The organism is Marinobacter sp. (assembly GCF_039977835.1).
Classification (GTDB): domain Bacteria; phylum Pseudomonadota; class Gammaproteobacteria; order Pseudomonadales; family Oleiphilaceae; genus Marinobacter.
This window is the reverse complement of sequence record NZ_JBDWCL010000010.1, coordinates 1-12506: the sequence shown is the minus strand read 5'-3', so window position 1 is coordinate 12506 and position 12506 is coordinate 1. Positions and strand designations below refer to the sequence as shown.

Genomic DNA, 12506 nt, shown 5'->3' with positions numbered 1-12506 from the left:
TATGTGGCCGGAGGATCCAATGGCAAAAACCCGAACTGTTCCCTTCCGATATACCGCCTACGCACTGAGCCTGACGGGCTTTCTGCTTTCTCTGTTCTCTGGTGTTGTGCTGGGGAGTTGGGCCCTGGCGCTGATCCTTGTTTTCGGCGCCCTTACTGCACTTGGCACCTGGGATCTGTTACAGCGTAAACGCACAGTCAGTCGCAATTACCCGATTCTTGCCCACTTTCGGTACTTTCTCGAATCCATCGGCCCCGAAATACGGCAGTACTTTATTCAGTCAGATACCGATGAACGCCCCTTTTCCCGAGAGCAGCGCACTATCGTCTACCAACGAGCCAAGAACGTTCTCGACAAACGCCCTTTCGGCTCCCAACTGGGTATGTATGACGAAGGATTCGAGTGGATCAATCACTCGCTGAAGCCGGTAGCGCTTACCGATTCGGACTTTCGCATCGTGATCGGCAAGCGCTGCGCCAAGCCATACAGCGCCAGTGTGTTCAACATATCCGCCATGAGCTTCGGTTCCCTCTCCCCCAATGCCATTCTGAGCCTGAATACCGGTGCAAAAATGGGCGGTTTCTATCACGACACAGGTGAAGGCTCAATCTCCCGTTATCACCGCGAACCGGGAGGGGATCTGGTCTGGGAGATTGGTTCCGGCTACTTCGGGTGCCGCCACGAAGACGGAACATTCAACGAGGAAATGTTTGCGCGGAACGCCACAACCGACCAGGTAAAAATGATAGAGGTCAAACTATCGCAGGGTGCAAAACCCGGCCACGGCGGCATCCTTCCCGGAGAAAAAGTCACCCCTGAAATTGCCGAAGCACGGGGAGTCAAAGCCGGTGAAGATGTCGTCTCCCCCGCCTGCCATTCTGCATTCTCGACTCCCGTTGAACTCCTGGAGTTCCTGGAGCGACTGCGAGAGCTGTCAGGTGGCAAGCCAGTGGGTTTCAAACTGGCCATCGGCCATCCCTGGGAATGGTTTGCGATCGTCAAGGCAATGCTTGAAACAGGGAAAAAACCGGACTTTATCGTTGTCGACGGCGGCGAAGGAGGCACAGGCGCGGCTCCCCTGGAGTTCATCAACCGGCTGGGGACCCCCATGAAAGAGGCCCTGTTGCTGGTTCATAACACGCTGGTGGGGACTAATCTGCGAGAGGACATCGCCCTAGGCGCGGCCGGCAAGATCACCTCGGCCTTCAACGTCGCCAGAACGCTGGCCATGGGTGCTGACTGGTGCAATGCGGCCCGCGGCTATATGTTTTCTTTGGGCTGTATCCAGGCCCTGAACTGTCACACCGGAAAATGCCCCAGTGGGGTTGCCACCCAGGATCCAAGGCGCAGTGAAAAACTCGATGTGAGAGACAAAAGCCAGCGGGTTTACAACTACCACAGAAATACTCTGGACGCGTTGATGAACCTGCTCGCGGCCTCAGGCCTCAGGCACCCTTCAGAACTGGGCCCGGAGCATATCATCCGCCGCACTTCCAGGACGGACATCCACTCCTACATGGAGCTCTACCCGTTCCTCGAACCGGGCGCCCTTCTTACAGGCAAGACCGGTGAGCGGGTATTTGATCTTTACTGGCCAGACGCTACGGCACACAGCTTTGATCCACCGGAATTTATCCGTGAGCTCCGCGAAACCAAGCTGCAATAGAAATACTCCGGGAAATGCCGAAAGGATGTTTATTTTTTGCGGGCGCTGGTGTAGACTTCGCTCCCGCTAAGCCACTGAGATTTATCTCAAGTTTCTTTGGCCAATAGCGTTTCGGGGCGTAGCGCAGCTTGGTAGCGCACTTGCATGGGGTGCAAGGGGTCGTAGGTTCAAATCCTACCGTCCCGACCAATTCGTTATAGAAAAATCAGCCACTTAACGGTCGCTGATTTTTTTGTGTCCCAAGATTGTCCCAATTTTCAGTTTTTGCCTTCCCCGCATACATCATCAATATTTGACTGACAATTTCAGATGTACTCAAAAGGGTCCGACCATACCTTTAACCAACAACGATTTAGTATTTGTTTCCCGTAGGAAAAACGGTTCTGAATAAGCGCCTCCACGGCCCCGATGCCGAGTAAAATTCTCAACGGTATATCTTCGCCCACAGCGCACCAAATTCGGCTAGAATTTTGGATTTGATGACAATTTTTGCTGTCCACACACAGCGCCCTCTTCCTCAATGAATCGGCTTGGGGTATCTAGGGCGTCTGTGTAACCATCCCATAAAGTAGCCGCTACGGTCGCAAAGCGGACATTCAGATCAAAGGCCGAAGGGCCCGCTTTGAGTTATGTTGATTTGGAAGCCAACACACCAGCTGCACCCAAATAGAACGACGCGACGATCTTATTGGCCCATTCGCTCCTCCGCAAATGCTTGCCCAACTTGGATGCTCCCACTATGTAGGTTGCGTATATGGAAAAAGAAATCGCCATTGCGACTGCCACCAATGCTACCGCTTGAGAGATATAAGCGCCGGAAGACGTGATGAATAGCGGGTAGATCATCAGACTCGCCAGCAGTGCTTTAGGATTTGTCAATGAGACTGCCATTGCACTTAGCATCATTTTGCTTACGGTCATTGTCTGAGAGGAAACAGTTACAATATTTACCCCGGACCTGAACGCCTTTATGGCGAGATACACCAAATAAGCAACCCCACACCACTTCAGCAATACCAATGCACCTGCAAAGCGTTGTATCAGTACGCCCAGTCCGGATAACACGAGTATCCCGTGGACGCAGGTTGCCAACATAAAACCTACGGCGACTGCCAGCGACTTCCGTGCGCCATACCTAAGGGACTGTCCTACGGCAAATGCAGCGTTCGGCCCAGGCAGAGCCAGGATTGACGCGAAGGTTGTAGCGAAAGTGATTAAAAGTCCCCAATCCACTCAAAACCCTCCGCTTTTACCCCGTTGTATTGACCGTCGTGGAGCGACATTTGCGTCACGATAAATCCAGCTCATCAATCAAGTTCGCCAGTCGTCGACGCCCCTCTTTACCAAGGGTTTTGAGCGGCAGCGGTAAACACGGAGACTCAGCAAGTCCCTGCAATTCCGCAGCAGCTGCGACAACCCGCAGGCTTCCTCCAGATTCGTTGAACAATTCCCATAAGGGCTGTAATCGTTTCGATAACCGTGTCGCTTCCTGCGCGTTCCCGGCCTGAGCTGCGCGCGTAATCGCAAGTGCTGCGGCGGGAAACACGCCCCCGATCACAGAATACCAGGCATCACAGCCGGCATTCAGGCCAGTCGCGGCGAAGGCATCTCCACTCACCCCCACAGTGACGGTTGATGGAATGTGTGCACGAAGCCTTTCAACCCGCGCCATTGCTTCAATAGGGTCTTCAGGCACTCCGGGAATCTTGATCGACGCCACGTTCGGGAGATGCGCAATTTGTCCGTGAAGCTCGTCGCTGAAAACAAACTGCGTGGTACCAGGATTGTCGTAGACACAAAGCGGAAGCGATAGTGCGTGCGTTACTGTTTCATAGAGCCCGAAAACTTCATCTGGAAGCAGTTTCTGATAGGACATTGGCGCCAGCAGTACCCCGGAGGCACCAGCTACCTCGGCATCCTCGGCCAGCGTAAGTACATCGCGCGTGCGCAGCGCACCGATACCTACCATCACAGGGACATCCCCTGCGTGTTCAATGGCAAGTCTTACGACACGTGCACGCTCGTCCATGGTCAGATAGGCATAGTTTCCAGTCGAGCCCAACACGCCTATTGAATCAACGTTGGCGGTAACGAGCTGTTCGATCAATCGAACAAATGCCGCCTCGTCTATACCTTGCTCACTCATAGGGGTTAAAGGAAATGCGCTGAGGCCCGAAAACATGATGAATCCTCCGAAATCATGGAACATGACGGATGTCTTACCCTTTAAAGCCAGCCTATCAGAACAGAGGCCGATTAGTGCCCATATGCTAATTCAAATGCCGCTTGCCAGAGACTGGGCTACCAACGATTTACAGGCCTGGCTGGCGATTGAGTGTCATTCGACGAAAAATCTTTCCCATGAGGAGCAATAATAGGCATCCCAGATTGTCATCCTGAAGGTGCACTACAAACTCAGATCGCTCTGAGTGGTTGGCATGTTTCGTCAAATCCAGAAAGCACTGGTCGCAATGCGAACATTGGAAGCAACCAATTAACGCTTCTTCCCGCATTACTTCGAAACCTATATGAGGGAAAGCACACTTTTTCAGTATACAGCTATTTCACATTCCCCCTGAAACCAAGCATAAACGGGTTGCAGTAGCCATCTGGGCAAACGGCATCCTGACTCTCGTCCAGATCGCGGAAAGGACTTTGCCGGCAGCTTGGCGCTGATTGCCGATGCTATACATAACTTCTGGGACATGGCATCGCTGATTATCGCGTTCGCGGCCCGTAAGATTGCGCGTCGCCCGGCTGAATAAAAGCTGACCTTCGGCTACGGGCGAATAAAGGTAGGTGTTGCGCTGTTAAATACACCACCTTGATCATGATAGGGCCCTACCTGATATACGAGGGTGTCATGCGGTTCCCAGATCCGCTGGAACTCAAGGGGTGTTGGGTAGTCTGACTTACATTGTTGCACTGATAATGGACGCGTTGAGCGCGCTGCTGACCTACTCAATGCAGAAGGGCAGCGTTAATATTCATGCGTTGTTTTACACAACTTGTCTGATGCGTTTGCGTCAATAGCAGTGTTATAGGCGGAGCTCTTATCTTGCTCTACGACATGCGCTGGGTTGATTCCGCAATCACCATTGGCATGGCCAGCTATATTCTCTACCTGGACCTGACAGAAATTGGCGGGACCATCAGAACACTCATGCTGGGGAGTCCCTAGGATATCGGCACAGATTCCGTCATTGGGGCAGTATCAGACTTAGAAGGAGTTATCGACTTCACCCCGTACATTTTTGGCAGGTGGGTGAGCATGATGCCTCGCTCGACGCCCGTGTGGTTGTCGAGATGAGTGCGTGGAATGAACTTGAGAAAATCAAGGACGGGATAAAACAGGCTTTGGAGAAAGAATTCAGCGTAACTCATTCAACACTGGAATTTGAACACCCTGACTACAAGCACGAGGGGGCTTATACCTATAGGCATAGTTAACCGGCGCGCTATGTGACATACCTCATCATGCAGATTCCAAGCGAATGGCGAACCACAAAGGCACGAGGACTCCATGCGAGACATGATTGAACCCCATCAAATTTGGGCCTACCCCATCGCTGCTGTTCTCGGCCTTTTAGAGGGCAGGAAACCTCCCCCGGGAAATATGTTGCCAGAGTATCTGCCCGGGACTCCATACCCAGGCTCTTGCTTTATAACAACATTACCCAGACACCAATGCATCATCAGACCTCGCCAGAATCTCGAAAGCAATATGGCGAGGTCTAACTTTCTTTACGCTTCGGAAAAACTCCTGCATTTCCAGAGATAGTAACCTACCGGTATCACCAACAGCGCCAAAATCACAGCAGATATCATCCCACCGACCATTGGTGCAGCTATGCGCCCCATGACTTCGGAGCCGGTACCAGTGCTAACCATGATAGGCACCAAACCTCCGATAATAGCAGCAGCAGTCATCATTATAGGCCGCACGCGCAATCCGGCACCATGAAGCACGGCAAGGCGCAACGTCTCGCGTCTTGGAGTCGCCCCCTTCTCCTTACAGGTTTGCAACATTTCCTCGTAAGACTGGTTCAGATACACCAGCATGATCACACCAATCTCCACGGCAACGCCGGCCAGCGCAATGAAGCCTACACCGACCGCAACCGAAAAGTTATAGCCCAGCAGATACATCAGCCAGATTGCGCCAATCATGGCAAACGGCAGCGTACCCATGATGATGCCCACTTCCGCAAAACGGCGGAAGTTCAGGAACAGCAGAATGACGATAATCGCCAGCGTCAGCGGCACCACGTAGGTGAGCTTTTCCTTGGCACGCAGCATGTACTCATACTGGCCAGACCAGGTAACCGAATAGCCCGCAGGCAGATCGAGCTCCTCGTTAACGGTAGCCATGGCCTGCTCCACATAGGTGCCGACATCAACCCCTTCAATATCCACGAAGGTCCAGCCATTGAGGCGGGCGTTTTCACTTTTGATGGCGGGAGGACCATCTTCTACCCGGATATCGGCGACATCGGCAAGCGCAATCCTTTGCCCCGTTGACGTAACGATGGGCAACTGCTCCAGCTTCTCTGGAGAATCCCGGTAGTCCTGGGGGTAACGCAGATTAATCGGGTAGCGCTCAAGCCCTTCGATCGTCCGCGATACGTTTATACCGCCAATCGCCGAAGCAACAACTTGCTGAACGTCCGCTATGTTCAGTCCATAACGGGCTGCACGTTCCCGATCGATATCCGCCTTGATGTATCGGCCGCCGGCGACCCGCTCAGAATAAACAGAGGCGGTGCCGGGGATGTCGACCATGATCTCCTCAAGGCGTTTGCCGATGTCCTGAATAATGGCAAGATCCGGGCCCGCTACCTTTATGCCAACGGGTGTTTTAATGCCCGTTGCCAGCATATCGATGCGAGTGATGATGGGCATCACCCAGGCGTTCGTGACCCCCGGGAAACGGATCAGGGTATTGAGTTCCTCCTTAAGCTTTTCGGTGGTCATCCCTTCCCGCCATTGATCCCTGGGTTTCAGCTGGATAAACGTTTCAATCATCGTTAAGGGTGCTGGATCGGTTGCGGTATCCGCCCGCCCTACTTTGCCGAATACCGTTTCTACTTCCGGTAAGGTGGCAATCAGCTTATCGGTTTGCTGCAGCAGCTGCCGGGCCTTGCCAATTGAAATACCCGGGTAGGTGGTTGGCATGTACATCAGGTCGCCCTCATCCAGCGGAGGAATGAACTCACTCCCGATCTTGGTCGCCGGCCAAAGCCCCACAGCCAGTGCCAGCAGTGCAGCCATAACCGTGGTTTTCGGGAATCGAAGGACCAGCTTCAGGGCCGGCATATAAACACCGACCAGCAGACGGTTCACGGGATTCTTGTGTTCCGGCAGCACCTTGCCACGGATAAAATAGCCCATGAGCACTGGAACCAGCGTCACCGCCAGAGCCGCACTGGCTGCCATGGCGTAGGTCTTGGTGAAGGCCAGAGGCGCAAACATCCGCCCTTCCTGCGCTTCCAGCGCAAACACCGGCACAAAACTAACAGTAATGATCAGAAGCGAGAAAAACAGCGCTGGTCCGACCTCAGAGGCCGACCTGGCCACGACCTCCCATCGGTTCTCAGGGGTTAACGGGGTCCGCTCCATATGTTTGTGCATGTTCTCGATCATGACGATGGCGCCATCGATCATCGCCCCGATCGCAATCGCAATCCCCCCGAGGGACATAATATTGGCGTTGATTCCCTGCCAGTACATGACAATAAAGGCCGCCAGAATGCCAACCGGCAGGCTGAGAATCGCCACCAACGACGAGCGAACGTGGAACAAAAAGATGATGCACACCAGGCCCACCACCAGAAACTCTTCAAGCAGCTTGAACCCGAGATTATTCACCGCCCGCTCAATCAGACCGGAGCGATCATAAACCGTTACCACCTCGACACCTTCCGGCAAACTGGATTTCAGTTCCTCCAGTTTCGCCTTCACGCCATTGATGGTTGCCTGGGCGTTTTCACCGAAGCGCATGACCACAACGCCACCGACTGTTTCCCCTTCCCCATTCAGCTCAGCCACCCCGCGCCGCATCTGCGGCCCAATCTCAACAGTGGCCACGTCTTTCAGGAGCACGGGGGTGCCGTTGTCATCAAGCCCCAACGGAATCGACAGCAGGTCCTCACGGGACTGGATGTAGCCGGACGTGCGCACCATGTATTCCGCCTCCGCCATCTCGATGACGGAGGCGCCCACTTCCTGGTTTCCTCTCTTGATGGCGTTCTGGATGTGAGCCAGAGGAATACCCAACGCCCTGAGTTTTTCCGGGCTGACCTTGACCTGATACTGCTTCACCATGCCACCAAGCGCGGCCACTTCGGACACGCCTGGCACTGTTTGGAGTTCGTATTTCAGAAACCAGTCCTGCAGGCTGCGCAGCTGGCTCAGATCGTTGTTCCCGGTGCGATCCACCAGAGCGTAGAGGTAAACCCAGCCAACCCCGGTTGCGTCCGGCCCCAGTTGCGGGCGGGCCGAGTCTGGAAGGCTCGGGGCCACCTGGGACAGGTACTCCAGCACCCGGGAGCGAGCCCAGTACATGTCGGTGTCTTCATCGAAGATCACATAGACGTAGGAGTCCCCAAAGAAGGAGTAACCCCGGACCGTCTTGGCACCCGGCACCGACAGCATGGCGGTGGTCAGTGGATAGGTCACCTGGTCTTCCACCACTTGTGGTGCCTGGCCCGGAAAGCTGGTTTTGATAATGACCTGCACATCCGAAAGATCCGGCAGCGCATCTACCGGCGTCTTGCTCAGCGAGTAGAGGCCAAGCCCTGTAATAAGCAAGGTGGCCAGCAATACCAGAAATCGATTACGAACAGACCAGTGAATGATGGCTGCGATCATGATTCGCCTCCGCCATGATTCATGGAACTATGGTCCATCGCCTCAGGTTCGCTTTTGGGCTCCGCTTTCTCCGGATCCATGACGTGCCCCGAATGATCCATCTGTGAATCCATGGCGTTGCTGCCTGATGCCGACATTCGCTGGAAATCCGAAGTCTTGCTGGACTCGGAGTCGATCAGGAACTGCGCAGAGGTCACCACGGTATCGCCAGGCTTAATGCCTTCCAGTATTTCTGCGTACTTGTCGCCAATCCGCCCTACCGTGACGTTGACGGACTTGAAGGCACCCTGTTCCAGCGCCACCACCAGACGGTCGCTTTGTCCAGTGCGGATGATCGATTCACGCGGCACCAACAGGCGTCTTTGCCCACGATCCCCCTGGACCTCCAGGCGAGCAAACATGCCGGGCAGCAAAGCTCCGTCGGAATTGTCAAACCGCATCCGGACCCGGGCCGTCCGGGTTTCCGGATTAACCTCGGGATACACATAGTCCACTTTTCCGCGCCACTGGCGCCCGGGCATGTAATCCAGGGTCATCATCACCCGGCTATCGCCCTCCACGGCCGAGAGCTGGCTTTCAAATACCTCGCCAATCACCCAGACTTCATCCAGTGCAGCAATCGACAAAACCCGGTCTCCGGGCTTTATGAACATGCCCTCGCGAACGTTCAGATTGTCGACAACGCCCGAGCTTGGGGCGTATACGGTCATCGTTCTCTGTATGTTTCTTGTCTGGCGCAGCTGCCGTATCAGGCTAGCCGGCACATTCAGAGCAGCCAACCGTTCCTCAGCGGCATTGATCAGTCGCTGATTCCCCCGGTTCAGTGCCAGGAGCAACTCCTCCTGAGCATTGACCAATGTGGGTGAATAGAGGGTATACAGAGGCTTGCCTTTTTCGACTGGTTCCCCCTCAGCTTTCACGTAGAGCGCTTCGATCCAGCCCTCTACTCTGGGATGCACGTGGGCCATCTCATCTTCGTTATATTGGACGTAGCCCACAGTAGTGATGGTGTTCGGCAAGCGTCCCTGGATGACGGGCTCGGTGCGAACTCCCAGGTTGTTGACCACGGCAGGCGAAATACGAACGGTACCGGCCGGGTCGTCAGCTGACCCGGCATCCTCAAACACTGGAATCAGGTCCATCCCCATAGGTGATTTCCCGGGTTTGTCGCTTTTAAAATTAGGGTCCATGGGCGCCACCCAGTAGAGCGGCTCCTTTTCCTCGTTACCGACCCCATCTACGGTTGGATCTGAAACCATTCCCGGTGCCAGCCAATAGGCGGCACCGACGCCAGCGATCCCGCCGAGCACTATAAAGCCCAATGGACGAATGAAATTAGCCATGATGATCAATCCTGCAAATCGGTCATTGAAAAGGAGGGAATGTTTGAGGCTTCCGTGGTCAAATAACGGAAACTTGCCAGAGTTTTGGCCCGCTCGGCCATCATCTGGATCAATTCGACCTCGGCATTGAGTTCGGAGATCCTTGCGCGTACCGCCTCAGCAAAATCACCGTCGTCATTGTTATAGGCGGTCAGCGAGGCATCGGCCTGCTCTTCCATCTGCGGAAGAAGAGTTTGCTGATACAAGTCAATCCGATCATCCAATCGCTCAATGCGGGCCAACGCCGAGCGCGCCTTCGCCTGGAGCGATCGGATTCTCAGAACCCGATCCGTTTTTTCGGCTTCCAGTCTGGCTGCAGACGCGTTGAGCCGTCGGTCTTGCCGGCTTCCTGTGAATATGGGCAGGTCAAAACCGATACCAATAGAAAACAGGTCTGCCCTGTCCTGGCCGTTCGGAGCTCGGTCACGGTAACCATATTGTGCGAAGACCGACCACTCTGGTTTGTAGGCTTCCCTGGCAAGGTCTACGTCAATGTCCTGTACATCAATCAGTTGATCTGTGGCGCGAACCGACGGGTGACGGATGACAGACTCCACACTGGTCTCCGGCCAGCTGCTGGAAACATCTGCCAATAACAGAGGAGGAATGTTTTCGGCGACCGAGAGCTGGGCCCGCCTGGAACCGATCCATTCCCCTAGAGCTTCTCTGCTGGAAGCCAACTGAGTATGCAAAGCGGTCAGCCGATCTTCAAGCCGAGTCAATTCCAGCGAAGCACGAATAACATCTTGTTGTCTGGAGCCCATTGTCGCGGAGGTATATCCAGCTTCCGCAACATCCGCCAATTGCTCGAACAGCCCCCGGTTCTGTTCAATGAGGCGGATGCTTTCCTGGGCTTTCCAAAGATCGAGCCATAGGTGGGTCGCCGTTTCGGTGACCTGCGCACGACGATTCTGTCGGAGGTAAGGCTGTACACCGGCCAGTTCTTCTTTCTTTGCGCTAGCCAAGCGGCGGCTGTCTCCACGAGGAATTCGCTGTGTAATGCCAATCGTGCCCTGGGTCATGGGCTCTTGCCCGGTATCAAAAGTATCCAGAGGCAGATTTGCCGCGCCGATCGTTACCCGGGGATCGGGAAGCGCTCCCTCAGCAACAGACTCTTCCATCAGCGCATCTTGTTTGTAAGAGCTCTGGCCGAGCCAGGGATCGTTTTCAGTTGCTGCTTCGATGACACTCTGGAGCTCCAGTCTGGGCTGAGCCCACGCAGAAATGCTGCTAAACAGCAACACACCCAAAATAGTCTGCTTAGTAAAAAAGGTGCGGATGGACAACTTGAGATCTCCGTGGAAAGCATATAAGAGCGCTTATATTAGACCTCAAAGCTGAAACGAAGCTGAAATTAAGTGCGCACAAATTTTATATTGATCTGGCTCAACTATTTTTATCACTAACAAAAGTTATCAAATCTTATCACTAACAAAAGTTATCAAATCGTTAATAAACTTTTTTTGTTTTTTCAGTCAGGTTTCAGGAACTAATGATCTAATGAAACCATCAACCAAACAGGAGGTGAAATTATGAAATCATTAATAGTATTCGCCGCAGCAGCCACTCTCTCAATGTCAGCACTTGCCGGCAGCATGCCGGACCACAAAGACATGAAAGAGATTCACAATAAACTGCACAATGAAATGAACAATGACCAAGTAAATGAAAATATTCTTCAGGATAAAGAACTGCAGCGACTCCACAAAGAAATGACACGCTATGGATTGTCAGAAGTTGGAATGGAGGCGCGAAGACAGATGATAGAAGACAGATGATAAGTGAAGAAGGACGAGCCTACCATCGCGCTTTAGAGAAGAAACAAATGGAGCAGAAGGTAACGTACAGCAAATGATAACAGAAATACCGCTGGTGGGCATCAGCGGTATCTACTAGAGGCCCAGTTGCATGGGCCTGGAGCAACAAATCAAGGAGTTCGTCATGAAGAGCATCATTACAGCCATAGCAATGACAGCACTGTTTAGTTCCTTTGCCTACGCCGATTCTGGCTTAGCCGACAGGATTAACGAGGCAAGGAGCTATCCGAACAAGACCGTGGAAACCGTTGACAGGCAAGAACTCTGCCTGAAACATCAAAAATTACACAAGCAGATGAAGGAGGCGGGAATAGCAGATTCAAGTGACGACTAGTACGTTCCGCTTAGGCAGAGCTAACAAGCGAAGCTTGCTTCTCATACAAAGAACGTTGCCAGTCATGAAAATAGCATGACTGGCTATAGTATTGATTTACTGGAATCTCGGCGCTAAATTTATTACCGTACCGCAAACCTTAGGAGGGTCTGATTAACGCCTGATTTATCGCTGAATCGCTTTTCAACTCGAAAAAAAGCCATTCAAGCGCGATTTTGGCGTTATCACCCTCTGTTTTGTTCGATTTTTGCCTATTTCCCGCCGTTTTGGCGGAAAACAGGCGCACTGACCTACGCCAGCAGGTATTTTTCACCCATCAGCAGGTTGCTGAACGCAGCCAGCAAGTGCAATCGGTTACTGTTTTTGGCCAAGCCGCGATAGCGAACTTTGCTATAGCCAAAGACCTGCTTGATGTACCGGAATGGGTGTTCCACTTT

The 12506-nt window shown here is 53.3% G+C and carries 11 protein-coding genes and 1 tRNA gene; 6 read left to right on the top strand and 6 right to left on the bottom strand.

Translation table 11 applies throughout. From position 1 onward, the window contains the following. Window positions 1–19: 19 nt before the first annotated feature. Window positions 20–1666: a glutamate synthase-related protein gene (locus tag ABJM11_RS04570; protein ID WP_348294440.1), complete on the top strand. Its 1647-nt coding sequence runs from the start codon at window positions 20–22 to the stop codon at window positions 1664–1666. A 112-nt stretch (window positions 1667–1778) separates the two neighbouring features. Beyond that, window positions 1779–1855 (top strand) — tRNA-Pro (locus ABJM11_RS04565). A 438-nt stretch (window positions 1856–2293) separates the two neighbouring features. Here ABJM11_RS04565 and ABJM11_RS04560 read toward each other — a convergent pair. Together ABJM11_RS04560 and ABJM11_RS04555 are read right to left on the bottom strand one after the other, a co-directional pair. Further along, complete coding sequence (locus ABJM11_RS04560; protein WP_322853759.1) at window positions 2294–2899, bottom strand: LysE family translocator; 606 nt, start codon at window positions 2897–2899, stop codon at window positions 2294–2296. Window positions 2900–2954: 55 nt separating this feature from the next. Further along, window positions 2955–3875 (bottom strand): dihydrodipicolinate synthase family protein, encoded by a 921-nt coding sequence (locus tag ABJM11_RS04555; protein WP_322853758.1) that lies wholly within the window; start codon window positions 3873–3875, stop codon window positions 2955–2957. Between the two features lie 496 nt (window positions 3876–4371). Between ABJM11_RS04555 and ABJM11_RS04550 the strand changes: the two genes are divergently transcribed. Together ABJM11_RS04550 and ABJM11_RS04545 are read left to right on the top strand one after the other, a co-directional pair. Then, window positions 4372–4431, top strand: coding sequence for a hypothetical protein (locus ABJM11_RS04550; RefSeq protein WP_248185651.1), 60 nt, complete (start codon window positions 4372–4374; stop codon window positions 4429–4431). Between the two features lie 293 nt (window positions 4432–4724). Further along, window positions 4725–4847 carry a hypothetical protein gene (locus ABJM11_RS04545; RefSeq protein ID WP_264766311.1) on the top strand — a complete coding sequence of 41 codons (123 nt, stop codon included), beginning with the start codon at window positions 4725–4727 and terminating at the stop codon, window positions 4845–4847. A 563-nt stretch (window positions 4848–5410) separates the two neighbouring features. Here ABJM11_RS04545 and ABJM11_RS04540 read toward each other — a convergent pair. Genes ABJM11_RS04540 through ABJM11_RS04530 form a run of 3 tightly spaced genes read right to left on the bottom strand, consistent with a single transcriptional unit; the run spans window position 5411 to window position 11204 of the window. After that, window positions 5411–8536 (bottom strand): efflux RND transporter permease subunit, encoded by a 3126-nt coding sequence (locus ABJM11_RS04540; RefSeq protein ID WP_348294437.1) that lies wholly within the window; start codon window positions 8534–8536, stop codon window positions 5411–5413. Next, on the bottom strand, window positions 8533–9879 hold the full coding sequence (locus tag ABJM11_RS04535) for an efflux RND transporter periplasmic adaptor subunit (protein WP_199455912.1): 1347 nt from the start codon (window positions 9877–9879) through the stop codon (window positions 8533–8535). The genes ABJM11_RS04540 and ABJM11_RS04535 overlap by 4 nt, the downstream gene beginning before the upstream one ends. A gap of 5 nt (window positions 9880–9884) precedes the next feature. Then, a complete protein-coding gene (locus tag ABJM11_RS04530) occupies window positions 9885–11204 on the bottom strand; it encodes a TolC family protein (protein WP_348294434.1) in 1320 nt (439 codons plus the stop codon). 246 nt (window positions 11205–11450) lie between these two features. Between ABJM11_RS04530 and ABJM11_RS04525 the strand changes: the two genes are divergently transcribed. After that, window positions 11451–11696: a hypothetical protein gene (locus ABJM11_RS04525; RefSeq protein ID WP_348294433.1), complete on the top strand. Its 246-nt coding sequence runs from the start codon at window positions 11451–11453 to the stop codon at window positions 11694–11696. A gap of 163 nt (window positions 11697–11859) precedes the next feature. Next, the gene (locus tag ABJM11_RS04520) at window positions 11860–12069 is read left to right on the top strand and encodes a hypothetical protein (RefSeq protein ID WP_153741751.1); all 210 of its coding nucleotides are present in this window, start codon (window positions 11860–11862) and stop codon (window positions 12067–12069) included. Window positions 12070–12359: 290 nt separating this feature from the next. Here the strand turns inward: ABJM11_RS04520 and ABJM11_RS04515 are convergent. Further along, window positions 12360–12506: transposase (locus ABJM11_RS04515; RefSeq protein WP_348294475.1), on the bottom strand; the 147-nt coding region annotated here is incomplete at its 5' end.